Annotated in this window: 23 protein-coding genes; 9 read left to right on the top strand and 14 right to left on the bottom strand. The window is 71.6% G+C overall.

The window, feature by feature from the left end:
• Nucleotides 1-123: 123 nt before the first annotated feature.
• Nucleotides 124-1242: a DUF4037 domain-containing protein gene (locus B082_RS0120640; protein ID WP_018553714.1), complete on the top strand. Its 1119-nt coding sequence runs from the start codon at nucleotides 124-126 to the stop codon at nucleotides 1240-1242.
• 78 nt (nucleotides 1243-1320) lie between these two features.
• On the opposite strand, the gene B082_RS0120635 is transcribed toward B082_RS0120640, so the two are convergent.
• A complete protein-coding gene (locus B082_RS0120635; RefSeq protein WP_018553713.1) occupies nucleotides 1321-1653 on the bottom strand; it encodes a hypothetical protein in 333 nt (110 codons plus the stop codon).
• Between the two features lie 9 nt (nucleotides 1654-1662).
• Nucleotides 1663-2286 (bottom strand): hypothetical protein, encoded by a 624-nt coding sequence (locus B082_RS0120630; protein ID WP_018553712.1) that lies wholly within the window; start codon nucleotides 2284-2286, stop codon nucleotides 1663-1665.
• A gap of 74 nt (nucleotides 2287-2360) precedes the next feature.
• Between B082_RS0120630 and B082_RS0120625 the strand changes: the two genes are divergently transcribed.
• Nucleotides 2361-3242 carry an alpha/beta fold hydrolase gene (locus B082_RS0120625; protein ID WP_018553711.1) on the top strand — a complete coding sequence of 294 codons (882 nt, stop codon included), beginning with the start codon at nucleotides 2361-2363 and terminating at the stop codon, nucleotides 3240-3242.
• An 81-nt stretch (nucleotides 3243-3323) separates the two neighbouring features.
• Here the strand turns inward: B082_RS0120625 and B082_RS0120620 are convergent, their stop codons facing one another.
• Complete coding sequence (locus B082_RS0120620) at nucleotides 3324-4019, bottom strand: TetR/AcrR family transcriptional regulator (protein WP_026250003.1); 696 nt, start codon at nucleotides 4017-4019, stop codon at nucleotides 3324-3326.
• 52 nt (nucleotides 4020-4071) lie between these two features.
• Between B082_RS0120620 and B082_RS0120615 the strand changes: the two genes are divergently transcribed.
• Nucleotides 4072-5187 (top strand): FAD-dependent oxidoreductase, encoded by a 1116-nt coding sequence (locus B082_RS0120615; RefSeq protein ID WP_037710583.1) that lies wholly within the window; start codon nucleotides 4072-4074, stop codon nucleotides 5185-5187.
• A gap of 135 nt (nucleotides 5188-5322) precedes the next feature.
• On the opposite strand, the gene B082_RS0120610 is transcribed toward B082_RS0120615, so the two are convergent.
• Both B082_RS0120610 and B082_RS0120605 read right to left on the bottom strand, forming a co-directional pair.
• The gene (locus B082_RS0120610; RefSeq protein ID WP_018553708.1) at nucleotides 5323-6069 is read right to left on the bottom strand and encodes a phosphotransferase family protein; all 747 of its coding nucleotides are present in this window, start codon (nucleotides 6067-6069) and stop codon (nucleotides 5323-5325) included.
• A 291-nt stretch (nucleotides 6070-6360) separates the two neighbouring features.
• Entirely contained in the window at nucleotides 6361-7191 is an 831-nt protein-coding gene (locus B082_RS0120605; RefSeq protein ID WP_026250002.1) for a class I SAM-dependent methyltransferase, read from the bottom strand.
• Between the two features lie 66 nt (nucleotides 7192-7257).
• Between B082_RS0120605 and B082_RS0120600 the strand changes: the two genes are divergently transcribed.
• Together B082_RS0120600 and B082_RS39230 are read left to right on the top strand one after the other, a co-directional pair.
• Nucleotides 7258-7857 carry a TetR/AcrR family transcriptional regulator gene (locus B082_RS0120600; protein ID WP_026250001.1) on the top strand — a complete coding sequence of 200 codons (600 nt, stop codon included), beginning with the start codon at nucleotides 7258-7260 and terminating at the stop codon, nucleotides 7855-7857.
• 207 nt (nucleotides 7858-8064) lie between these two features.
• Nucleotides 8065-8211 carry a hypothetical protein gene (locus B082_RS39230; protein WP_018553705.1) on the top strand — a complete coding sequence of 49 codons (147 nt, stop codon included), beginning with the start codon at nucleotides 8065-8067 and terminating at the stop codon, nucleotides 8209-8211.
• Between the two features lie 94 nt (nucleotides 8212-8305).
• Here B082_RS39230 and B082_RS0120590 read toward each other — a convergent pair whose 3' ends face one another.
• Nucleotides 8306-9040: a hypothetical protein gene (locus B082_RS0120590; protein WP_018553704.1), complete on the bottom strand. Its 735-nt coding sequence runs from the start codon at nucleotides 9038-9040 to the stop codon at nucleotides 8306-8308.
• 702 nt (nucleotides 9041-9742) lie between these two features.
• Here B082_RS0120590 and B082_RS0120580 point away from each other — a divergent pair.
• Nucleotides 9743-10114, top strand: a complete 372-nt coding sequence (locus tag B082_RS0120580) for a VOC family protein (RefSeq protein ID WP_018553702.1) — start codon at nucleotides 9743-9745, stop codon at nucleotides 10112-10114.
• Nucleotides 10115-10295: 181 nt separating this feature from the next.
• Here the strand turns inward: B082_RS0120580 and B082_RS0120575 are convergent, their stop codons facing one another.
• The 6 genes from B082_RS0120575 to B082_RS0120550 all read right to left on the bottom strand — a co-directional run bounded on the left by B082_RS0120575 (nucleotide 10296) and on the right by B082_RS0120550 (nucleotide 16881).
• Nucleotides 10296-10892, bottom strand: a complete 597-nt coding sequence (locus B082_RS0120575; protein ID WP_018553701.1) for a chloramphenicol phosphotransferase CPT family protein — start codon at nucleotides 10890-10892, stop codon at nucleotides 10296-10298.
• A 450-nt stretch (nucleotides 10893-11342) separates the two neighbouring features.
• Nucleotides 11343-12050, bottom strand: a complete 708-nt coding sequence (locus B082_RS0120570) for an N-acyl homoserine lactonase family protein (RefSeq protein ID WP_018553700.1) — start codon at nucleotides 12048-12050, stop codon at nucleotides 11343-11345.
• A 59-nt stretch (nucleotides 12051-12109) separates the two neighbouring features.
• Nucleotides 12110-13009 (bottom strand): TniQ family protein, encoded by a 900-nt coding sequence (locus B082_RS36365; RefSeq protein ID WP_051094651.1) that lies wholly within the window; start codon nucleotides 13007-13009, stop codon nucleotides 12110-12112.
• Nucleotides 13010-13011: 2 nt separating this feature from the next.
• Nucleotides 13012-14067, bottom strand: coding sequence for an ATP-binding protein (locus tag B082_RS0120560; RefSeq protein WP_018553699.1), 1056 nt, complete (start codon nucleotides 14065-14067; stop codon nucleotides 13012-13014).
• Nucleotides 14058-16133 carry a Mu transposase C-terminal domain-containing protein gene (locus B082_RS0120555; protein WP_018553698.1) on the bottom strand — a complete coding sequence of 692 codons (2076 nt, stop codon included), beginning with the start codon at nucleotides 16131-16133 and terminating at the stop codon, nucleotides 14058-14060. Before B082_RS0120555 ends, B082_RS0120560 begins: the two co-directional genes overlap by 10 nt.
• Nucleotides 16099-16881 (bottom strand): TnsA-like heteromeric transposase endonuclease subunit, encoded by a 783-nt coding sequence (locus B082_RS0120550; RefSeq protein WP_018553697.1) that lies wholly within the window; start codon nucleotides 16879-16881, stop codon nucleotides 16099-16101. Before B082_RS0120550 ends, B082_RS0120555 begins: the two co-directional genes overlap by 35 nt.
• A 263-nt stretch (nucleotides 16882-17144) precedes the next feature.
• On the opposite strand from B082_RS0120550, the gene B082_RS0120545 reads away from it, so the two are divergent.
• From B082_RS0120545 to B082_RS0120535, 3 genes are all read left to right on the top strand, one after another.
• On the top strand, nucleotides 17145-17576 hold the full coding sequence (locus B082_RS0120545) for a helix-turn-helix domain-containing protein (RefSeq protein ID WP_018553696.1): 432 nt from the start codon (nucleotides 17145-17147) through the stop codon (nucleotides 17574-17576).
• 51 nt (nucleotides 17577-17627) lie between these two features.
• Nucleotides 17628-18281 carry a hypothetical protein gene (locus B082_RS0120540; RefSeq protein WP_018553695.1) on the top strand — a complete coding sequence of 218 codons (654 nt, stop codon included), beginning with the start codon at nucleotides 17628-17630 and terminating at the stop codon, nucleotides 18279-18281.
• A 118-nt stretch (nucleotides 18282-18399) separates the two neighbouring features.
• Nucleotides 18400-18735: a DUF2516 family protein gene (locus tag B082_RS0120535; RefSeq protein ID WP_026249999.1), complete on the top strand. Its 336-nt coding sequence runs from the start codon at nucleotides 18400-18402 to the stop codon at nucleotides 18733-18735.
• Here the strand turns inward: B082_RS0120535 and B082_RS0120530 are convergent.
• Both B082_RS0120530 and B082_RS0120525 read right to left on the bottom strand, forming a co-directional pair.
• On the bottom strand, nucleotides 18717-20060 hold the full coding sequence (locus B082_RS0120530; RefSeq protein ID WP_018553693.1) for a PP2C family protein-serine/threonine phosphatase: 1344 nt from the start codon (nucleotides 20058-20060) through the stop codon (nucleotides 18717-18719). The two genes, B082_RS0120535 and B082_RS0120530, sit on opposite strands and share 19 nt — an antisense overlap.
• Nucleotides 20061-20659: 599 nt before the next feature.
• Entirely contained in the window at nucleotides 20660-21733 is a 1074-nt protein-coding gene (locus tag B082_RS0120525) for a C40 family peptidase (protein ID WP_018553692.1), read from the bottom strand.
• Nucleotides 21734-21822: the final 89 nt, after the last annotated feature.

Here is a 21822-nt window from a genome sequence, read left to right as displayed (position 1 = left end):
GGGCGGGGAAAGCGGCAAGGCGGGGCGCGGGCGAAATCCGGTGGCCGGGCGGGGAAAGCGGCAAGGCGGGGCGCGGGCGAAATCCGGTGGCCGGGAAGCCCGCGGACCCCGCAGGGTGACGGTATGGCGTCCCACCCCGAACCCTCCTTCCTGCCCGGCATCGAGCTCTCTCGCGTCCTGTACGAGGAGGCGGTGCGGCCCCTCCTCGACGAGTGCTTCCCCGGTCTGCCGTACGCCGCCGCGCGGCTCGGTCCCGGCTCCGAGGTGCTGGGCTTCGACACCGCGCGCTCGGCCGACCACGACTGGGGCCCGCGCCTGGACCTGTTCCTCGCCCCGGCCGACGCGGCGGCGCACGGCGAGGAGATCCGGCGGCTGCTGGCGGACCGGCTGCCCAAGGAGATCCGCGGCTGGCCGACGCACTTCGGCCCCGCCGCCGACCCGCTCGACCCGGCCGCGCACATGGCGGCGACCGAGGGGCCCGTCGACCACCGCGTCCTCATCCACGACCTCACGGCGTGGCTGACCGAGGAGGCGGGATTCGACGCCTCCGCCGCCGAACCGTCCGCCCGGGACTGGCTCGCGATCCCGCAGCAGAAGCTGGCCGGGATCACCGCCGGCGCCGTCCACCACGACGGCCCCGGTCTCCTCACCACCGCGCGCCGGCGCCTGGCCCGCTACCCCGAACAGGTCTGGCGCCACGTCCTGGCCTGCCAGTGGCAGCGGATCTCCCAGGAGGAGGCGTTCGTCGGCCGCTGCGCCGAGACCGGCGACGCGCTCGGCTCCGCCGTCGTCGCGGCCCGGCTGGTCCGCGACCTGATGCGCCTGAGCCTGCTCATGGAACGGTGCTACGTGCCGTACACGAAGTGGCTGGGCAGCGCGTTCGCCCGTCTGGAAACGGCCGGGGCGCTGACGCCGGCCCTGCTCGGCGCGCTGGCCGCGACGGAGTATCCGGAACGGGAACGGCACCTGTGCGCCGCGTACGAGGCGGTCGCGGACCGCCAGAACGCCCTGGGCCTCATCGCCCCGGTGGACCCCAAGCCCCGCCCGTACCACAGCCGCCCCTATCTGGTCCTGCACGCGGAACGCTTCGCCCGCCCCCTCGCCGCGTCCGTCACGGACCCGGAGCTGCGGGGCCTGCCGCTGACCGGGGCGGTGGACCAGTGGGCGGACAGCACGGACGTGCTGATGGGCCGGGACGCGGGGGCGCTGCGGGCGGCGACTGCGGCGGTGAGCGGCTTCTGAGTGATTCCCGCCCGGGTTTCCCGCCCGGGTTTCCCTCCCGGTTTCCCGCCCGGTTCTCTGAGCCGATGCCGGCCGATGTCAGCCGCTGTGTCGCCACCATCGGACGAACGCGTTGCGGTGCCGCCGGGAGCCACGGGCGCGGGTCGCGTGCGTCCGGTCGCGCCGGTCGTACACCGGCCGCCACGGGTCGTCGGGCGAGGCCATCGGAGCCTTCCGGTCCGCCTGTGCCCGGATCTCGTAGTACGACTCGTGGGCCGTCGCCCGGAACGCCTCGTCGTACGAGGCCATCGCGGCCTGCATCGCCGCCCCGGCGCCCCCGCGCCGACGTACGGATACGGCCACCCAGCCGAGGAAACCCATGACGGTCGCGAGGACGCCCACGCAGACGAGGAGCGGCAGGAACTGGTCCATGGGCCGAGCCTAGAGGGCGCCGTGCCCGGCGGCGCCACCTTCGAGCCGGTCGCGCTGGAGCCGGTGGGCGAGGGTGCGGCGTACGGACGCCGGGCCGGCCGGGGCGGTGTCCGGTCGTGACGGCACGTCGAGCGCGCGGCTGATCTCGTCGTACGCGGCCCGGTGCGCGGCCAGTTCGTCCCCGTACCGCCGCAGGTCCTCCTCCACGAGCCTTCGCAGCGCGTCGACGTTCTCCGGCGTGAAGTGCCTCCGGCCCCGCGCGAGGGCGTCGACGGCGGGGCCGCAGCGGGCGGTCGCGGGGTACCTCTCGGCGATGTCCTCGGCGACGCCCCACAGCCGCCCCTCCAGCCACGGCGGGTCGCCCTGGCCGAGGGAGAGGTCCAGCGGCGGCCGCGGTCCGGCGTCGCGGTGCTTGGCCACCTGCTTGGACACGGCGGGCTGGCTCATGCCGGTGAGCCGGGCGATGCGGTCCTGGGTCCAGCCGAGACCGACGAACACCTTGATCATTTCGGCGCGGAGCCCGCGCATCTCCTCGCCCGCGCGAATGACCTCGTTCATCCCGGCGAGCATGCGCCCGGCCTGCTCCTCGGTGAGCCCGCCGGGGTCCTGCTGGGTGCCGCCTTCACCTGCCATCACCCAGTTATACACCGAGAACGAGCGACCATAATCAGGTTGTACAACCTGGTTATGGCTGTCACTCTTCCCCCATGAAGCCTCCAGTAACCGCGACGTTCCACGCGCCCGACGGGACCCGGCTCGCCTACCGCACGTACGGGGATGCCCCCGGCGACCCGCTCGTCTGTCTCCCGGGCGGCCCGGCGGACTCCCGCTACCTCGGCGACCTGGGCGGCCTGTCCGCGTACCGCCGTCTCGTCGTTCCCGACCTGCGGGGCAACGGCGCGTCGGCGGTCCCGGCCGACACCTCGACGTACCGCTGCGACCGCCTCGCCGACGACGTGGAGGCGCTGCGCCGCCATCTCGGCCTCGACCGTGCGGAGTTGCTCGCCCACTCCGCGGGCGCGAACATCGCGGTGCGGTACGCGGACCGGCACCCGGAGCGGATCGGCCGGCTCGCTCTGATCGCCCCGAGCACGCGGGCCGTCGGCATCGGGGTCACCGGGGAGCAGCGCCGGGCGCTCGCGCGGCTGCGGTGTGCCGAGCCCTGGTTCGCGCCTGCCTTCGCCGCGCTGGAGGCGATCACCCGGGGGGCGGGCGCCGACTGGGAGGCCGTCGCGCCATTCCTCCACGGCCGCTGGGACGAGTCCGCCCGCCGGCAGCAGGAGCTGGGCAGTCCGGGCGATTCGGGCGATCCGGAGTCCGTCGCCCTCTTCGCCGCCGAGGGTGCGTTCGACCCGCCCGCGACGCGCCGTACCCTCGCGAAGCTCGCCGTACCCGTCCTTCTCCTGGCCGGCGAGTACGACCTGAACAGCCCGCCGGGCGCGGTGGCGGAGTTCGCCGCGTTGTTCCCCGACGCGGCGCTCGTCACGCAGCCGGGGGCGGGCCACTATCCGTGGGTGGACGACGCGGGGGCGTTCGCGGCGGCGGTGTCGGGGTTCCTGGGGGCTGCCGGGGCGAGACCCGGCCTGTGAGGGTCACGTCCCTGGCGACGGGGCCGCGGCCCGCGAGGGTCACGCCCCTGGCGGCGGGGTGGACTTGGCGGCCACGGCAGGTCACGTCCCTGGCGACGGGGTGAGCTTGGCGGCCACGGCGTCGAGGATCCAGTCCAGGCCGGTGGCGAAGGACGTCTCGGCGTCCACGTCCGCGCCCTCGTGTACGACCCTGGTCACCGCCGGGAAGCGGCCGGTGGCCAGCATGTCCGTCAGGTGCGGGCCGGATGCCCGCTGCCAGTCGTGCTTGGACAGGCCGGAGGCGCGCTCGGCCCGCACATGCGCGGTCTCGCGCCTGATCGCGCCGATGAAGTAGGCGCTGACCGTCTCCACGGCGCGCATGGCGGTGTCGATGTCGGCGACGTCGTCGAAGGCGGACAGCGTGGCCTCGGCGACGGCGAGGCCGTTCGGACCCATGGCCGGGCGGCCACCGAGCAGGTCGGCCAGCCATTCGTGCCGCAGGGCGGCCCGCCTGGTGCGATGGGCGAGGCCGCGCAGTGCCTCCCGCCAGTCACCCGGCTGCTCCTCGGGGCGGATCTCGGCCTGGACCGCGTCCACCATGAGGTCGAACAGCTCCTCCTTGGTGGAGATGTACCGATACAACCGCATCGGGCCGGCGTCCAGGCGGGCGGCGACCTTGCGCACGGACACCGCCGCGAGCCCGCCCTCGTCGGCCAGCGCGAGGGCGGCGGCGACGATCCGTTCCCGGTCGAGTGGCACGGGTTGAATCGGCGGCTCCGGCCGGTCCCACACAGTCATGCTCACACCGTACGTTGCGATACGGCGTACCGTGCCAATACAGTGTATCGACATGAGACAACGCATCGCCGTGATCGGCGGCGGTCCCGCCGGCCTCACCTTCGCCCGGGTCCTGCACCGCCACGGCCACCCCGCCACCGTTTTCGAACGCGATCCCGCCCCCGACGCCCGTCCTCCGGGCGGCACGCTGGACCTACAGGAAGGGCTGGGCCAGCTCGCACTGGACAAGGCGGGGCTGCTGGCCGATTTCCGGGTGCTGTCCCGCCCCGAGGGGCAGGCCATGCGCATCCTGGACCCGGACGGGACGGTCCTGCGTGACTGGCGCCCCCGCCCGGACGACCGGGCCAATCCCGAGATCGACCGCGGGCAACTCCGTGACCTGCTGCTCGGCCCCCTCGACGTCCAGTGGGGGAGGGGAGCGACGCGGGTGGTGCCCGGGGCCGGCGGCGTACGGGTCCACTTCGAGGACGGGCGGCAGGAGACGTTCGACCTCGTGATCGGCGCGGACGGCGCCTGGTCCCGGACCCGCCCGGCGCTCTCCCCGGTGATGCCGCACTACACGGGCATCACCGCGGTCGAGACCTCCCTGGACGACGCCGACACCTGCCACCCGGACCTCGCCCGGCTGACCGGTGACGGTTCCGTCGCGGTGTACGGCGTGAACCGGGCCCTCATCGCCCAGCGCAACAGCGGCGGCCACATCAAGGTGTACGCGCAGTTCCGCGCGCCGCTGGACTGGCACGCGGACCTGGACCCGGCCGACGCCGACGCCGTGCGGGCGAGCCTGCTGACCCTGTTCGACGGCTGGGCGGCCCCCGTGCTCGACCTCCTCCGCCGGGGCGCCGCCTTCGTCCACCGCCCCCTCCATGTCCTGCCCGTCTCCCACACCTGGACCCATGTCCCCGGGGTCACGCTCCTGGGCGACGCGGCCCATCTGATGCCCCCGCTGGGTGCGGGCGCCAACCTCGCGATGCTGGAGGGCGCCGAACTCGCCGAGTCCCTGGCCGCCGGCCCCGCGGACCCGGACGCGGCCGTCCGCGCCTTCGAGGAGCGGATGTGGGCACGGGCCGGCAGGTGGGCGCAGATGACGGCGGCCGGCCTGGAACGCCTCGTCGGCCCGGACCCCGCCGAGGCCCTCGCCGTCTTCGACGAGGTCCAGCCGTCCTGACCACGCCGGCCGGGGGCCCGGTGTCCCTGATTCCCGGCCGCATTCCGGCCTCTGCCGGCCGTCATGCAGGTCGCGCCGCGGAAGTCGACCGGCTCCCCGACGGTGTGGCCACCCCGGCGGGCGGGCCGCGCCACCTCACATCCGGGACCTCAGCACATCGACCTCACAGCCCGGCGCGAACGGGTCGAAGCCGTGCTCGGTCAGCCAGCGGACCGCCAGCAGGCTTCGCAGCGACCACCACGCGTGGATCACGCCGAGGTCGATGCCGGTGCCGTAGCCGGCGAGGACGTCGCCGAGGCGTTCCTCGTGGCCGAGGGTGAAGGTGGCCAGGTCGTACAGGGCGTCGCCCCGGCCCGCCTCGGACCAGTCGATGATGCCCGTGACCTCGTCGCCGTCCAGGAAGACGTGCGCGATCTGGAGGTCGCCGTGTGTGAACGCCGGGGCCCACGGCCGGAGCGCGGCCTCGGCGACCCGGCGGTTGCGGGTGACCAGGGCGGCGGGCAGGAGGCCGTTCGCCACGAGCGCCTCGCACTCGGCGTCGAGTTCCGCCGCCAGCGCGACGATGCTCCGGCCCGCCCGGCCGACTCTGGGCGGCAGCGGTGCCTCGTGCAGCTTCCGGATGGCGGCGCCCGCCGCGGCCCACGCCGCCGGCGCCCCGGTCGACGGCCCGCCGAGGCGCCCGAGCGTCACCCCCGGCACCGCTGCGATCGCGAGCACGGGCGGCTTGCGCCACAGGACTTCCGGGGTCGGGACCGGAGCGAGGGACATCGCCTCGACCTCGGCATCGATACGCGCCTGATCGGCGTCCACCTTCAGGAACACGTCACCGACGCGCAGGGTCGCCCGCTCGGAGTGGGCGACAACGACCTCGACCTCATCCATGGGCGCCCAGTGTTCCGGAGTTCGGCGTCGCGCGGAAAGGAAATATCCGCTGGGACCGGCCCCCGGGCGCATCCGGCCTCTCCGGGTCGCATCCGCCCTCAGGTCGCATCCGGCCTCTTCGGGGCGCATCCGCCCCCGGGGCGCATCCGCCCCCGGGGCGCATCCGTCCCCCCCCCGGGCGCATCCGGCCTCTCCGGGTCGCATCCGCCCCCGGGGCGCATCCGCCCCCTCCGGTCGCATCCGGGCCGGCCGGTCCGCTCGCGCCCGGCAGCGCCCGAAGTCCCGGGCGGGTCAGTCCGTACCGGATCGGGTCGAGGTGATCACGACGGACGTGTAGGGCATGGTCGCGTGGCCGCCGAGCAGGTCGATCGCGGCCCCGGCGCTGTCAAGGACCTCCGCCAGCCTGTCCGCGGGGAGCTGGGTGAGGCCGCCGAAGGTGGGGAGCTGGTCGAGCCACTCCTCCCGCGAGTAGACGCGCTCCCAGGCGAAGCGCCACTGCTCCGGCTCGCCGAACCGGCCCGTCTGCCGGATCCCGTCGGCGATCCGCTCGAACAGCGGCTGGTACGCGTCCACGGCCGGTCCCTTCAGCAGGCCGGGGTTGAACGGGGAGTCGGGGGCGACCCGTCGGAGTGCCGCGGTGAGGGCGTCGGCCACCTCGGCCGGGAGCTGGGGGACATGGTGGAAGGGGGCGAGCCGGCCCCCGGGCCGGAGCACCTGGGCCGCCTTGGCCGCACCGGCGACGGGGTCCACCCAGTGCCAGGCGGTCCCCGCGACGACCGCGTCGAACCGCCGCCCGGCCGGCTGCCAGTCCTCGAACCTGGCTACCTCGACCTCGACACCGCCGCGTCGCGCGAAGGCGGCCATCCGTTCGTCGGGCTCGACACCGAGCACCGTGCAGCCGGCCGCCCGGAACTGCCGGGCCTCGATGCCGGTCCCGGCGCCGACGTCGAGGACGCGCGGGCCGGGGCTCGCGGCGACGATCCGGTCCACCAGGGCCTCGGGATACGGCGGTCGGGCGCGGTCGTAGCGCTCGGCGTCCACGCCGAACGACTCGGCCGTCTGCCGGTGGCGATGGGGCTCGGGTCCGGACGCGTCCGACTGTCCCCGCGATAGAGTGGGCATGCGCCCACTCTAGTGGGCAACTGCCCACTTGTTGAGGCGGCGCGGCGCGGCGCGGAAAGGGAGACCATGCCGTCAGGGGTGCACATCCACAACGTGCGCGGCCAGTTGTTCGAGGCCGCCGACCGCGTCCTGTTTCGGGACGGGCCCGACGCGCTAACCAGCCGTGCGGTCACGGAGGAGGCGAACTGCGCCAAGGGCGTGCTGCACCGGCACTTCGCCGACTTCGACGCCTTCCTGGCGGAGCTGGTTCTCGACCGCGTCCGCGCCATCGAGGACCGGACCACGAGGCTGCGCGAGGCCGCCGGCACCGGCACTGTGGTGGACAACCTCGCCGAGGCGCTGCGGGACCTGTTCGGGCCGGTCACGGTGGCGGTCGTCGCGCTCATCACCTTCCGCGACGGCCTCCGCGCCCGGCTGCGCGAAGCCGGATTGACCGGAATCCCCCTGCTCATGCAGGGCGCCGCCATGATCGCCGCCTACCTCAGCGCCGAGCGGGAGGCGGGCCGCCTGGCCGCCGACGCCGACGTCGACACACTCGCCCCCACCCTCGTCGGAGCCGGACACCTGCTGTTCGCCGACCGGTCGAGCGCCCCACCGCGGCCCGCCGCCATCCACAAGATGGTGACCACGGTCCTCTCCGGCACCTTGCGCCCGCCCCAGCCGTGACCTGATGACCTGCCCTGCCCTGTCTTGTCCTGCCCCGGCCGGGGCGCGGGCAGTTCGTCGCACGGCGTGTGTACGTGAGCCGGTGTCATCGACCGGAGCCAGGTCTACCGCCTCGTCGCGGTACGGCCGGTACGGCCAGTACGCCCAGTACGGCGGGAACGGCAGGTACGGCAGGTACGGCAGGAACGACTGAGCCTGAAGATCCCGATGGCGCTGCTGGACCTCCTGGGACGCTGGATGGACGACCTGATCGAGCCCGTCCTGGCAGCAGGTGCAGCCGCTCGGCCCAAGGAGAAGACCGCTGCCGGCGGGGCCGCGCCGGAGTCCGGACCCGGCGGCCTGCGTCCAAAGTGAGCCCGTATCAACGGAGTTGATACGGGCGAGTGGCGGGGGGTGGATGGCCTACGCCGCGGCCGTCGTCGCCCGATCCGACGACAACCCCAAGAGCTCAGGTGTCGCCCTTGTGAACGGCGTCGGTCGAGACGTCGGCTGGAGTGCTGATCAACTGCTGGAGGTGGTGAATGAAGTCCGGATCGTCGAGACGGGAGTTGGCGACGCGGTCGCGCACATCGGTGAGGAGCCATTGCACCAGCTCCGCGGTGGCGTGGTATTCGCTGTCGAATCCCAGGCTCAGGTCGGTGATCTCGTCCTCGAACAGCACGTCGACCGTCAGGTCCGCCAAGTGCGCGTCGGCAGCCGGGGTCCGGGTGGCGGTCCATATGTCCAGCCAAGGGCGCAGGCTGTCGGTGGCGACAGTGATGAGGCCGAGGGTGCCCCTGATGGGCACTGAGCTGGGGTAGGTGTGCAATGTGGCCTGCCACCATGCGGTCCAGACATTGCGAAGAGCGTCGGGCAGGGGTGCGTCCCAGGTGCTCCAGCCCGCTTCGACCAGGCGGGTGGCGATCAGCTCCTCGGAGACGTGGAACTGGCCGGCGACAAGGGGGCGGACGATACGTGGGACGAGACGCCGGTACAGACGCGAGAAGTCGTCCCAGTGGCTGGGTACCTCTCCGGCGGCCGCGGACACCATGTCGTCGGGTATGAGGTGCAGCGGTCTGGAGAGTTCAGCGAGACCCTCCTCGCCGTAGCAGTACGTGCAACCACCGACGGGGAACGGCTCCTCGGAGGCGAAGGCGCGGTCCAGTGCATCGAGGGCGGCCATGAGCTGCTGATGGTGTGACATGGCGACCTGCTGGGGGACTCCGTCCGGGGGACCGGCGAAGATCGCAGGCTATCAGTCCGGGCCGGAGCTGAGGCTGCGGACTGAACCGCCACCACCTGCGGTCTGCCCTGTGCCACCAGGGCCGCGTCTGCTCGGCCGGCTTCGCCGCGTAGCCCCGGCTGACCGGCGTAGCCGGCGGTGACGACCGGGAGGAGGCGTTGAACGCCCTGGCTCCGGCCGGCGCGAGCTTGGCGGGCGCCGGGCAGTCGCGCGGGGCCGGCGGCGTCCGTGCGCAGCACGCCGGGGAGATCGAGAGCCTCATGGCGGCGGCGAACCAGCAGCTCCGGATGCCATCCGGTCGCACCAACTGCATCCACCCGCTGGAAGCCGTGCGGGGCTACGAGGGCGCCGCGGCTGGAGCGGGCCCCGGGGCTGGGCAACTTACGCGTTCGGACGCGCGACGTGCCCGGACTGCACAACCGAATTCTCCGTCGCCGGCCGGATCAGCGCCGACTGGCCGGCCGTGCGGTAGGCGCCGGAACGGCCGGACTCCGCCAGGTCCACCGCTGTCCTGTCCCGTCCCGGATATCCGTTGGCATGGTGAGGCCCTGACCTGCTGTGCTGACGGCTGAGTGGAACGAACGCCCTCTCTTCGTCCCGCTCAACGGTAGGCAGCCGCCTCTGTGGCGTGCTCGGAAGTCCACTGATCGGCTCGGAGGTCTCATGCCCCTGCGGATGGAACTGGTCGCGATAACCCTCGATTGCCCTGATCCGCCGGCCCTGGCGGCGTTCTACCAGCAGGCCACCGGCTTTGAACCGCACCCGAAGTCGGACGCCGAGTTCGCCGGTCTCAACCGCGAGGACGGACTCTTCATCGGCTTCCAGCGGGTCGAGGACTACCGGGCCCCGAGTTGGCCCGGCCAGATCGTTCCCCAGCAGCTTCACATCTGCTTCAAGGTCAGGGAAAGCCTGGACGAGGCCGAGGCCCGGCTACTGGAACTGGGTGCTGGCAAACCGGATCACCAGCCGCACGGGGACAAGGCGCGGGTCCTCACAGACCCTGCCGGGCATCCTTTTTGCATCATCGCGCGCTGATTGGCGTTATCGCGGCAATGCGGGAAACCCCAGCGGCGCGAACCGAATCGGCAGCTCTCGAATCAGGCCGGCCGGAAGCTCGTACGCGTTGTAGAGCCGTCCTTCGCCGCCAAGCAGTGTCTCGCTGTTCTCACCGCACCTGGCTTCTGTGCAAGTCCACCGGGGCATGAGCGCGTTTGCCTTAGCCGAAGAGGCTGTGCTTCGCCGTCGGCGGTTCTTGGCTGTCCGTCGGACGGCGTCGCCGGAGGCGGGTGAAGGCGGTGGGGGTGGGGCGCTGCCGGAGGAGCTCCTTGATGCGCTGTGCGCACTCGCGTGGGCTCGCCGTGCTGGTGTCGCACTCCACGTCGTAGTCGCCGTGGGCGTGGACCAGGTCGTATTGGTGTGCCGCGAGGCCCGCCGGCCGGTTGCCCCGGGCCGGCTCACGGCGGGCCAGCTCGTCGAGCGGGCAGTGGACGCCGACAAACAGCACGTCCTCGGGTGGCAGCACCGTCAGGCAGTCGAGCAGTCGCCACGGCTCGCTCAGCACATGGTCGACCACGATGTCGTTGCCCACCTCGGCCATGGCCGCAATCGAACGGTGAAAGCCCATCCTGGTCCGTCGCAGCGCGGCGTCGAGCTCCTCCGCCCCGAGCTCCCGCTTGCTGCGCATCGCGTTGAAGCTGTCGACCGCCAGGTGGAAGAAGACGCCGTCGTCCAGGAGGTCCAGAAGCTCCCGGGCGATGCTCGACTTCCCTGAACTGGAGGTGCCATTGAGGAAGATGATCCGACCCGATGTCATATCGGCATGGTCACACGGTGCCGTTCCGGCTCCGCGGCGAGGGGAACTCCGGCAGAGCCCGGCTCCCGGCAAGACGGCAGTCCTGGACGCCGTAGGCTCGCAAACCGTGAGCCACCGGGGTGGGAATGGCATCGAGCTCGCCGCTTGTCCAAAGGCTGACCAATCGGGCGTCTGGGCTGCGAAGGGTTTGCGGATGAACCCCACGAACGAAGCGAACTCCCCCGTTCAGCACGCGACGCGATGAGGATTCGCCACCACGAACGAGATCGGACAACGGACAGTCGTCGCTGCTGTCCTGTCCCAGCTAAGTGTGGGTAGTGCGAGGCTGTGACCTGCGGTGCTTCGACTTGTCTGGGACACGCTGGGCGAAGTTGTCCCGCTTATGTGTGGGCAGTTCGGTGTGTGGCTTGTGCTGGAGCGTCGGGTTCAGCGGCTCCGTGGTCGACGCGGTCAGGTGGTCCGCGGCGGTTCCCAGACCGAGCAGTCGTGGGCGAAGAGCACACGTCGTGGGTCAAAGTCGGCGAGTCGCTCCAGCCAGTGCTGATAAGGAGGAAGCGGCTGCTCCACGCCCTGGAGTGCCGCGTGACGGGCCAGTTGGTCGGACGCGAAATGGGAAGCGAAGTCGTGTGCCTGGCCGGCGAGGACTACTGTGCCGTCGCCTTGCCAGAGAACCAGCGACTGGTGCCCTTGGGTGTGCCCAGGCGTCGGAATGATCCAGACTCCCGGCCAGACTTCGGTTTCGCCGGCGACTTCCTCGTAGGTTGCGCCGGGGAAGTCGATCAGTTCATCGAAGGTGTAATTGCCCTGACGAGCGGTGGCCAGTTCGACGTCCTGAACCAGGATGGGTTTGCCACCCAGGAGGGGATTTCCGCCGCAGTGGTCGAAGTGCAGGTGGCAGTTCACGACCATGGAGATGTCATCAAGGGCGACTCCGGACGCTGACAGGGCGTCCTGCAACGCTCGCCGTCGGGGTCGGTAGTGTGCTTCGGTTTCGAGGTCCGCGCCGCCGATGCCGGTATCGAAGAGGATCAACCCCTGGTCGTGTTGCACCAGGTAGGCAAGGACAGGTTCGACTCGTGGTTGTGGGCCGCCCGTCTCCGACGCAGGCCGGATGAAGTACCCGAGATCGAGTCGACGCACCGCCATGTTCTTCCCCATGCGGCCATCCTGGCAGGCCGCCGTATGACATCCAGCGAGTCTGCCGACAGCAGAACCGCTTATGGATCTTCTGCGGGTCGTGTGGCGGGCCGGAGAGTTTCGACCTTTCTGGCCGTGGCCTCGATGGTGGTGCTGAGCCATGTGCGGCTGGTGCCTCGCAGGGGTGCCTGCAGCGGGAAGCGGCGGTGGAATTCGGCAATGGCCCGGGTGACGACGAGAAGGTCGTCGCTGAGGATCGATCGCCTCCAATGACCTGATGAGAACAGGCTGATCAACGTGATGTGTTCGGGGTATCCAGCGGCTTCCAGCCATGGGGCCTTTTTGTCCGGTTCGACGGTGGGTGCCTTGACCACGACCAGGTCGTGGAGGAGTTCGGCGCGGTGGGTGAGCCGGTAGTGGCGGTGGGCCAGACCGCTCCAGAGCTTGCCGGTGGCGACGTAGCACGCGTCGATGAGGGTCGGGCCGTATCGCCGTCGGAGTCGCCAGTAGTGGCGTTGAGCGCGAATGACGTCGGGGGTTCGGGACAGGTCAAGCTGTTGTTCAGGGGCGAGGACGTTCTTGCCAATCCAGAGGTTGTGGCGGATGCAGACTTCGTTGTGGATGGAGGCCCAGACCTGGGCGGGCAGCGTCGAACCAGTGCGTGTGACGACGCAACGGCGGCAGGCCCAGCGAAGCGTGTGGTCGGGGGCCGGGACGTGGTTTTCCGTCGTGAGTGAGGCGTCGTCCATGCGGAGGTCGGGGATCGCCCCGGCCAGGGTCTTCCGAGACTGGCCGCTGAGGACGCAGAGGGTGTCGAGGCTGGTGAGACGGGAGTCCAACCAGCGTGAGGGAGAGCGCAGGCGGGCCAGGGGGACGTGGTTCGCCAGGGCCAGGCGGTTCCAGTAGGACGATTCGCACTCGCCGGGGAAGGGCGGCAGCGTGATGGGCAGAGGGCGGATCAGTGCCGGGTGGAATGTCATGGTCAGCCAGTGCGGGGCAGAGAGGCGGTGCGTCCGCGGGTGGAGGACTCGCTGCTGTGGTCGATGCGGATGTTCTTGATCGTCGTCCGGGTGATGCGCTCGGTTCCGTCCAGGATCGCGGAGATCGCCGCCGCCCGGATCAGGTGGGAGAGGCTTCCGATCATGCCGCCGGTGCGCTGGTGCAGGTGTTTCGCCATCTTCACCAGGGTGTTCGGCTCGTGCCGGTGGAGACGGATGGTGTTCTCCATGGAGGCGATCAGGGACCGCCACTGGGCGTTGAGCGGGAAGGGACCGGTGCGGATGAGGACGCAGCGGCCGGCAAGCTGCTTGCCGCGGATCCCGGTGAACAGCCCCGACTGTTCGACGTTGATCCCGGCATAGACGAACGTTGCGGGCAGATGCTCAGTGAAGTACTTCAGGTGGTCGGAGAGGTCTTCCCCGGCGATGGTGGCGTGGTTGAGCAGGTGGATCTCGTCGACCAGAACCAGGTCCGTGCGGGACTCGATGAGCACCTGGCAGACGGCGCTGGTCACGTCGATGGTGTTGTGCCTCGGGCCGATCACGGGCAGGCCGAGGAAACGGGCGAACTCCAGGGCGAGTTTGCGCGGGGACCCCTTGGGCGGGGCGGTGATGTAGACGACCGGGATGCGGTCGCTTCCCGGGTAGCGCTGTCGGACGCGCAGTTCGTGCAGGCGGCCGAGCTGCTTGAGCGCGGTGGTCTTCCCGGTGGTCCACTCCCCGGAGACGATGAGCCCGCGGCGGGCGCCGTGCTCACGCTGGTTGAGCAGGGTCAGCAACCGTCCCTGGTGGGCGATCTCCTTGACCGTGGACGTGCGCACGACCTGCAGTTCGGAGTGGTAAGCGATGCGGGCCTCGTCGTAGGCGTCCCGCGTCGGCGGGCTCAAAGACTGCCACTGCTGCTCGGGCAGCAGGTGGAAGACGGCCGGGTCCTCTTCGACGAACCGGCGCCATCCCTCCAGGCGCGTGGACGGGTCCGTGCGGTTCTCGACGGGCTCAGGCACTTCCTCGCCTTCCGGCTCCGGTATGTTCACCACCACCGTTCGGCCTCCTTGCGTGCGTCGAAGATCTCCAGCGGGATCACGTCGGCGAGTTCGTCCTCGTCCGTCTCCACCGGCTCGGCGGCGGGCTCTTCGGCCGGCTCGTCGGGCCGGGGCCAGGAAGGTTCGGCGGTGGCCCGGGTCCGGGCGGCGACCTTGCGGCCCCGGCGCGATGCGCGAGACGCCTTCGCGGGTTTCTCCTCCGGGCCGTCGGCGGCGCGGTCCAGCAGAGCGACGGCGGCCTCGGCGATCTCGTCCTCGTGCGCCGGGTCGGTGCCTCGCTGGGCAAGGATGCGGCGGGCGTGGTCCCAGGCCAGTTCGCCCATCGGCGTCGGGGCAGTGCGAAGGTGCCGCCAGACGGCGGTGATCCAGCCACCTTCGCGGTGGTTGCGTACCCAGACGCGGGAGATGTCGTAGGGGTCGTAGTGAACCTCCCAACCCCGCTCGTTCTGGCCGGCGCCGGACGGCTGACGGCGGAAGGGGTTCAACTCCGCGCTGTCGTAGGTGCGGTGGCCCAGGCGGATGCCGTAGGAGTTGATCCTTCGTCGGCAGCGGGGCAGCAGCTCGATGTACTCGTCCGGGCTGAGCGCGACCGGGACGTGTCCGGCAGCCGCGACCAAGGCGGCGTACTTCTCGTTCGGGCTTAACGCCTTGCCGGGCATCAGCGGGTCCCGCAGGCCGTCGTGCGGCCGGTTCTGCCAGTGGACGATCCATTCCTGCAGCAGCTCCTGGAGCCGGTGGATCGTCCAGACCGCCTCTGCTGCTGGATCGGTGCCGCGATGTTCGGTGCTGCGTCCCTTGTAGCCGGGAAGGTGCTGGACGAACATCGTGGCCACCGATCCGAGCGTCGTCTCGATGTGCGGCTTGTCCGTCGGGGTGTCGGGGTGGGCGGGCTGGAAGGAGATGCCCAGTGCCTGGCAGGCGGAGCGGAACGTGTCGGAGATGTAGGCCTTGCCCCGGTCGCAGACGATCGTCTCCGGCGTGATTACCGGAATCGCCGCGGCGTGGGCCAACCGTTCGTCCAGTGCCATGAGCGAGGCGTGCGGCAGCACCGAACGGGACATCCGCAGCGCGTCGGCCCAGCCCGGACGCATCGGCTCCGGCGTCATCGCCCGTGCCAGCAGCAGCGCGGCGTCCACCGCCTTCGTCGACGGCCGCAGCACCGCCGCGGCCAGCGTGCGCGTCGCGAGATCCACGATGCCGGTCAGCTCGATGGTGTCCACCGTGCCGTCGTCGTGCACGACCAGCACATCCAGCGGAGTTGAGTCGATCTCCATCACCTCGCCCGCCCGGGCCGCGGTCAGCTGACCGAACACGCCGTCCGGCTGCTTGGCCAGCGAACGGCGGGTGCGGGTCGAACCCAGCGTGTGACGGCCGGAGCTGACTGCCTTCAGCAGCCGGTAGAACGCCGTGCGCGATGGCAACGGCACGACTCCGGGCCCGTGTTCGGCTTCCAACAGGCGTTCCATCCGGCGCCGAAGCACCTGCGCGGAGACCGTGGACCGGCCCGTTTGATCGTCCACGACCCTGCGCAGGGCCTCGACCACCCGCCGGTCGGCGCGGCCCGTGCCGTCCGAGACGGCCCGCAGCCGCGGGTCGACCAGCCCCAGCACCCCCTCGTCCTCGAAACGGCGCCGCATCCTCTGGATCAGGGCCAGCGACGTCGTGTGCCCGGCCCCGGCCAGCTCTGCGGCCTTGGTCAGCTCACGCTGCCGCAGCGACCTCACCGCCGGGTCGTACTCGGCCCGCACCGGGCCCTGCGGATCATCCACCGGGCGGCCCGTGAGCATCTCCGCCAAGTGCCGCTGCCACCACTCGGCTCGCTCGACCGCCTGGGCGGGAAGCCCCTCCAGCACGCCGGCCGCCGGGACGACCGTCCGCACCGAGACGGGGGTGACCACCCCGAAGCCCTCCGAGGACAGCAGATGGGCCAGCATCACCACGCTAGCCGACTGTGCCTCGTCGACCAGCCGGACCGCAGTCCCCTCCAGCGCGGCCACCGTGTGGAGCCGTCCGTCGAACCGGACCAGGTCACCCGCTCGCAGCAGCCGTGGACGCGAAGGCATCCCCGCCCCCTTCCCGCACCATGCCGAGCCGGACTTGCGAATCCGCCGACAACAGCCCGGCCTCCAGATCCACGGCCAGGACCCCGCGCCAGAGCAGGTGGAACAGCACCGGCAGCACCGCGATCTGATCGCCCACCCGCAGGGCCCCGGCCAATAACCCGCCGCCGTCGGCGAACACCTTCACCAGCCGGGCGGCGACCTCCGGGCAGTGCACCCGCGGATGGCGGTAGCCGGCCAGCCACCGCACGTTCGCCATCAGCACCCCTTCCGGCGTCCCCACCCGCGCGAAGTCCCAGCCCACCGACCGGCATGCCGCCGCCGTCACCGTGAACTTCGCCGCGTCATCCGGCCCGATCCGCTCGTCCGGACGCACGTCCACCACCAGGCCCGTGCCGTCGTCGCGGCGGACGAAGAAGTCCGGTGTGTGCCGCACCCGCTTCCCGTCTGGCCGGGTCCACGACAGCCGGAACGGCTGCGAAGCCATGCCCATCACCAGCGGATCGAAGTCGAGCACCATCAAGTGGTCGCGCTCCAGCCACGACTCATATCCCACATGCCCGCCGCAGGTCGCCGACCAGTACCAGCCGCACCAGTTGCCCTGACCTCGGAAAGCCGGGAACCGGCGCTCGGGCCGTACCGACTCGAACGGGACCGACCACAGACGTCCCAAAGACCCTCGCTCGCGGACCCCGGCCGCGCTGGTGTACTCCAGCTCGACATCCTCCGCCGCCACCTCGCGCACATCCATCCGGGCCTCCGGTACGACGCCGACCAGCCACTTCGACCGTAGAAGCGCCGTGACCGCCGTACCTACACAAGACCGGAACTCTCCAGAACTTGCCTACACATGACCGGGACACGGCCGCGCATGCCTACAGACGAGCGGGACTGCCTACACATCGCGGAGACAGGACACGTCGCTGCGCGTCACAGAGGCTCGCCCGAGTGGCATCGAACACTATTGCAAGCGTCTGCTTGCAATAGTTAGCAGGGCGGGTGCACCATCGACGCATGGCATCACTCAACGTCGGCAACCTCGGCGACTACCTGCGCGAGCAGCGCCGCAACGCTCAGCTCTCGCTGCGGCAGCTCGCCGACGCGGCCGGGGTGTCCAACCCCTACCTGAGCCAGATCGAGCGCGGGCTGCGCAAGCCCAGCGCCGAGGTGTTGCAGCAGGTCGCCAAGGCGCTGCGGATCTCCGCCGAGACCCTGTACGTGCGCGCCGGGATTCTGGACGAGCGGGAGCGGGAGGAACTGGAGACGCGGGCGGTGATCCTCGCCGATCCGTCGATCAACGAGCGGCAGAAGAGCGTGCTGCTCCAGATCTACGCCTCCTTCCGCAAGGAGAACGGCTTGGACGACGAGCCCGGGGCAGAGGAAGCGGAGGCGTCCGCACCGGACGCGCCCTTCAGTCCCGGTGGCAGTGCTGCCGATACACCTTGAGAGCTTCCACCACCCTCACACTCAGTCTGATGATCCGGGAGGACCACAGTCATGGCCATCACCGATGACCTGCGCAAGACCCTCACCGACCCGACCCCCCTCTACTTCGCCGCCGGCACCGCCGACCTCGCGGTGCGCCAGGCCCGTAAGGTCCCGGCGCTGCTCGAACAGCTGCGGGCCGAGGCGCCCGAGCGCATCGAGGCCGTGCGCAACGCCGACCCCAAGGCCGTGCAGGAGAAGGTCGCCGGGCAGGCCAAGGAGGCGCAGGCCACGTTGCAGGCCAAGGTCACCGAGGTGATCGGCGCGTTCGACACCGACCTGAAGAAGCTCGGCGAGAACGCCCAGGACCTGGCGCTGCGCGGGGTGGGCGTGGCCGCCGAGTACGCGGTCAGGGCCCGGGAGACGTACGAGAAGGTCGCCGAGCGCGGCGAGCAGACCGTGCGGACGTGGCGGGGCGAGACCGCCGAGGAGATCGTCGAGATCGCCGTCGTCGTCGAGCCGCGCAAGGAGGCCCGCCCGGCCGCCGCGAAGCCCGCCCCCGCCGTGAAGCCCGCCGCCGCGAAGCCCGCCCCGGCCGTGAGGCCCGCCGCCGCGGCGAAGCCGGCTGCTGCGAAGCCCGCCGGCACCGCGAAGCCCGCCGCCGCCAAGAAGGCACCCGCGCGCAAGCCCGCAGCGAAGAAGGCCACGCCGCCCTCCGCCAAGTAGGACCGTGCTTCCGGCAGGTGTGCCGGGAGGGCGGGCGGGCAGCTTTTGTTCGGGTCCGTCCCGCGCTCCCGGTACCTTGGCCGGGAGGCGCTCACCCACTCACTAGGCGGTGCACATCATGTTGCTCGAAGGCTTTCAGACGTTCCTCGGGCTCATCTTCACGGTCATAACCGTCCTCGCCGTCGTGGCGTTGGTCATGGCCGCGATCGCCCGCGAGGACGCGTACCGCGCGGCGGGCAAGCAGACGAAGCCCTTCTGGCTGGTCATCCTCGGGATCGCGGTGGTCGTGAACCTCTGGGTGCCGATGGTGTTCATCCAGATCGCCGGGCTCGTCGCGTCCATCGTGTTCCTGGTCGACGTACGGCCCGCCCTCAAGGCCGTCTCCGGCGGCGGCCGCCGCAGCGGCGGCTCCAGCAGCGACGGCCCGTACGGGCCCTACAACGGCGGGCGCTGAGCCCTCGCGGGTGAGGACCGGCCGGGGCGGGGACGCGGGATGTTCACACTCCGGCCGGCGCCCGCCGGCCGGTGACGCACGGTCTCCTGGTCGCGGTCGAGCAGCAGCACCGCCACGTCGTCGGTCAGCTCGCCGCCGTTCAGCTCCCGCACGTGGGTGACCGCCGCCTCCAGCAGTTCCTCACCGGCCAGGCCCTCGGCCAGCTGCCGGTTGACCATCGCGACCATGCCGTCCTGGCCCAGCCGCCGCGTGCCGTCGCCGACGCGGCCCTCGATCAGTCCGTCCGTGTACATCATCAGGCTCCACGAGCCGCCCAGCTCCACCTGCCTGCGGGGCCACCGCGCACGCGGCAGCAGGCCCAGCGCGGGTCCGCCGTCCTCGTACGGCAGCAGCTGCGCCGCCCGTCCCCGGCGGGCGATCAGCGGGGCGGGATGGCCCGCCAGGCACAGGCCCGCCCGGCGGCCGTCCGGGGCGATGTCGACGGTGCAGAGCGTCGCGAAGATCTCCTCGCTCTCCCGCTCGTGCTCCAGGACCTGCTGGAGGGTCGACAGCAGTTCGTCGCCGCAGAGCCCCGCCAGCGTCAAAGCCCGCCACGCTATGCGCAGCTCCACCCCGAGCGCCGCCTCGTCCGGGCCGTGGCCGCAGACGTCGCCGATCATCGCGTGGACCGTGCCGTCCGGGGTGCGGACCGTGTCGTAGAAGTCCCCGCCGAGCAGGGCCCGGCTGCGGCCCGGCCGGTAGTGGGCCGCGAAGCGCAGGTCGGAGCCTTCGAGCAGCGGGGTGGGGAGCAGCCCGCGTTCCAGCCGGGCGTTCTCCTGGGCGCGCAGCCGGGACTCGGTGAGCTGGTGCTGCGCGACGTCGGCGCGTTTGCGTTCGACGGCGTAACGGATGGCCCGGCTCAGCAGCCTGCTGTCCAGCTCGCCGCGGAAGAGATGGTCCTGCGCGCCCACCCGGACCGCCTCGGCGGCCAGCTCGGCGTCGTCCTCCGCGGTGAGGGCGAGCACGGCGTGGCGGGGCGCCATCCGCAGTACGTGCTTGAGCGTGGCAAGCCCGTCCTCGTCGCCCTCCCGGTCGCCGCGCGACTCGGCGCCGGCCGGAAGCGCCAGGTCCAGCAGGATGCAGTCCACGTCGTCGGTGAGGAGACGGCCCGCCTCGGTGAGGTTGCGGGCGGCCCGGATACGGACCCGGGCACCGGCCGCCGCGGAGAGCTCCGGTGCGGTGAAGGTGCCCGCGGGGTCGTCCTCGATCACCAGGAGGGTGAGGCCGGCGCCGGAGCTGGTCTCCGCAGCGGGGGCGGAACACGGCTGCGGTACGGATACGGGCATCGGTTCGGGTTTCCTTCCCTCCCCCCGAGGGCGCGGCGGAACGACGATCGACGACCCGCCAGACGGGGACCATAGCGGTACGGGGCGCGGGAACGGAATGGCGACTCGCACGCGGCCCCCGGCATATGCACCGCCATAAGCCGCGTCAGGTCACGGATCAGGCGCGACCGGTCGCCCCGGGGCCACCCACGACGGCATGACAATGGTCACGCCGGCCGGGGGTGGCGGAAGCGGCCCCGCTCACACCACGGGCACGCCCCGCTCACGCCACGGGCACGCCAGGGCGCCGCCCACTCCGGGCCCCGCCCACGTCGGAGCCCGGCCCACCGCCGAGCCGGGGGCTTGGTCACGTCGGCGGCGAGCCCGCCGCCCGAGCCGGGTGCGCTCCCCGGCTGCCCGGAACCGCCCCGCTGCCGATAGCCGCCCCGCGTCACCCGTGACCGCCTCGCGCACCGGCCCCCGCTCCCGCCGCCCGAGCCGGGGGCGCTCCCCGGCTGCCCGGAACCGCCCCGCGTCACCCGCTCCCGCCGCCCGAACCCGCGCCCCCCGCCGAGGACCGCCCCGCGCACCGGCCCCCGCCTCCGCCGTCCGCTCAAGGACTACGCGTCGGGGCGGACCACGCCGAGTATCTGCATCGAGCCCGCTCCGGCCAGCGTGACGTTGCGGCCGGGGCGCGGGGCGTGCACGATCGCGCCGTCGCCGACGTACATCCCGACGTGGGTGGCGTCACCGTGGTAGATGATCAGGTCGCCGGGGCGCATGTCCTTGATCGCGATGTGCGGCAGCAGCCGCCACTGCTCCTGCGAGGTGCGCGGGATCGGCCGGCCGGCCGCCGCCCACGCCTGGGACGTCAGCCCGGAGCAGTCGTACGACTTCGGGCCCTCCGCTCCCCACACGTACGGCTTGCCGATCTGGGCGGTCGCGAAGGCCACCGCCTTCTTGCCGCTGGGGCTTGCCTCGCGGTTGATCTCCTTGAGCGCGCCGGAGCTCAGCCAGGCGGTCTGTGCCTGGTACGCCGCCTCCTGCTCCATCTTCAGGAGCCGGGCGCGCTCCTCCTTCTCCAGCTGGGACTCCAGCTTCTTCGCCGCCGCTATCTGGGCGTTGATCTTCTTCTTGGCCTTGGCCTGCTTGACGCGATTGGCTTCGAGCTTCGTCCAGTTGGTGCTGGCGTCCTTGGTGTACGTCTCCAAGTCGTTCTGCGTCCTGGTCAGTTCTCCCAGGAGACCCTTGGTGGCCTGCTGGCCCTGGCGGGCGCGGCTCACCCCGTCGAGGAAGAGCTGCGGGTCGCCGCTGAGCATGAGCCGCGCGCCTGCCGGCAGTCCGGCGTTGCGGTACTGCTCGCGGGCCTGGGCACCGGCCCGGTTCTTGAGGTCGGCGATCTTCGCCTGGCCCTCGACTATCGCCTGGGCCAGCTCGACCAGCTCGCCCGACTGCTTCTTGGCCTTCTCCTCGGCGAGGTTGTACGCGTCCGTGGCGGCACCGGCCTTGAGGTACAGCGCGTCGATCTCCTGGCGCACCTCTTCGAGGCTCTTCTTCCCGGGCTTCGCCGGCGCCTCGGGCGGGGCGGCCGGCACGGGCGCTGCCGGTGCGGCGAACGCCTGGACCGGCGAGGCGAGGACCGCCAGCGCGCAGACCAGAGTGATCGCGGCGGCGGCACAGTGACGTCGGTACACGGGCTCCCCCTCCGAGCAGTTCCCAACCCAGCTATCTGATTTACCGTCAGTAACATCCAGCGTCGATCGAGATCGTGCCATGCCGTACG

Origin of the sequence: Streptomyces sp. ATexAB-D23 (genome assembly GCF_000373645.1) — a bacterium.
Classification (GTDB): Bacteria; Actinomycetota; Actinomycetes; order Streptomycetales; family Streptomycetaceae; genus Streptomyces; species Streptomyces castrisilvae.
Note: the sequence above shows the minus strand (reverse complement) of the source record. Positions and strands in the feature narration are given on the sequence as shown.

Excerpts from the sequence above, each read along its gene's own strand:
- B082_RS0120640 (WP_018553714.1), top strand. The coding sequence starts at position 124 with ATGGCGTCCCACCCCGAACCCTCCTTCCTGCCCGGCATCGAGCTCTCT.
- B082_RS0120635 (WP_018553713.1), bottom strand. The coding sequence starts at position 1,653 with ATGGACCAGTTCCTGCCGCTCCTCGTCTGCGTGGGCGTCCTCGCGACC.
- B082_RS0120615 (WP_037710583.1), top strand. The coding sequence starts at position 4,072 with ATGAGACAACGCATCGCCGTGATCGGCGGCGGTCCCGCCGGCCTCACC.
- B082_RS0120555 (WP_018553698.1), bottom strand. The coding sequence starts at position 16,133 with ATGCCTTCGCGTCCACGGCTGCTGCGAGCGGGTGACCTGGTCCGGTTC.
- B082_RS0120580 (WP_018553702.1), top strand. The coding sequence starts at position 9,743 with ATGCCCCTGCGGATGGAACTGGTCGCGATAACCCTCGATTGCCCTGAT.
- B082_RS0120575 (WP_018553701.1), bottom strand. The coding sequence starts at position 10,892 with ATGACATCGGGTCGGATCATCTTCCTCAATGGCACCTCCAGTTCAGGG.
- B082_RS0120590 (WP_018553704.1), bottom strand. The coding sequence starts at position 9,040 with ATGTCACACCATCAGCAGCTCATGGCCGCCCTCGATGCACTGGACCGC.
- B082_RS0120550 (WP_018553697.1), bottom strand. The coding sequence starts at position 16,881 with ATGGATGTGCGCGAGGTGGCGGCGGAGGATGTCGAGCTGGAGTACACC.
- B082_RS39230 (WP_018553705.1), top strand. The coding sequence starts at position 8,065 with ATGGCGCTGCTGGACCTCCTGGGACGCTGGATGGACGACCTGATCGAG.
- B082_RS0120530 (WP_018553693.1), bottom strand. The coding sequence starts at position 20,060 with ATGCCCGTATCCGTACCGCAGCCGTGTTCCGCCCCCGCTGCGGAGACC.
- B082_RS0120620 (WP_026250003.1), bottom strand. The coding sequence starts at position 4,019 with ATGACTGTGTGGGACCGGCCGGAGCCGCCGATTCAACCCGTGCCACTC.
- B082_RS36365 (WP_051094651.1), bottom strand. The coding sequence starts at position 13,009 with ATGACATTCCACCCGGCACTGATCCGCCCTCTGCCCATCACGCTGCCG.
- B082_RS0120600 (WP_026250001.1), top strand. The coding sequence starts at position 7,258 with ATGCCGTCAGGGGTGCACATCCACAACGTGCGCGGCCAGTTGTTCGAG.
- B082_RS0120630 (WP_018553712.1), bottom strand. The coding sequence starts at position 2,286 with ATGGCAGGTGAAGGCGGCACCCAGCAGGACCCCGGCGGGCTCACCGAG.
- B082_RS0120605 (WP_026250002.1), bottom strand. The coding sequence starts at position 7,191 with ATGCCCACTCTATCGCGGGGACAGTCGGACGCGTCCGGACCCGAGCCC.
- B082_RS0120625 (WP_018553711.1), top strand. The coding sequence starts at position 2,361 with ATGAAGCCTCCAGTAACCGCGACGTTCCACGCGCCCGACGGGACCCGG.
- B082_RS0120540 (WP_018553695.1), top strand. The coding sequence starts at position 17,628 with ATGGCCATCACCGATGACCTGCGCAAGACCCTCACCGACCCGACCCCC.
- B082_RS0120535 (WP_026249999.1), top strand. The coding sequence starts at position 18,400 with ATGTTGCTCGAAGGCTTTCAGACGTTCCTCGGGCTCATCTTCACGGTC.
- B082_RS0120545 (WP_018553696.1), top strand. The coding sequence starts at position 17,145 with ATGGCATCACTCAACGTCGGCAACCTCGGCGACTACCTGCGCGAGCAG.
- B082_RS0120570 (WP_018553700.1), bottom strand. The coding sequence starts at position 12,050 with ATGGGGAAGAACATGGCGGTGCGTCGACTCGATCTCGGGTACTTCATC.
- B082_RS0120610 (WP_018553708.1), bottom strand. The coding sequence starts at position 6,069 with ATGGATGAGGTCGAGGTCGTTGTCGCCCACTCCGAGCGGGCGACCCTG.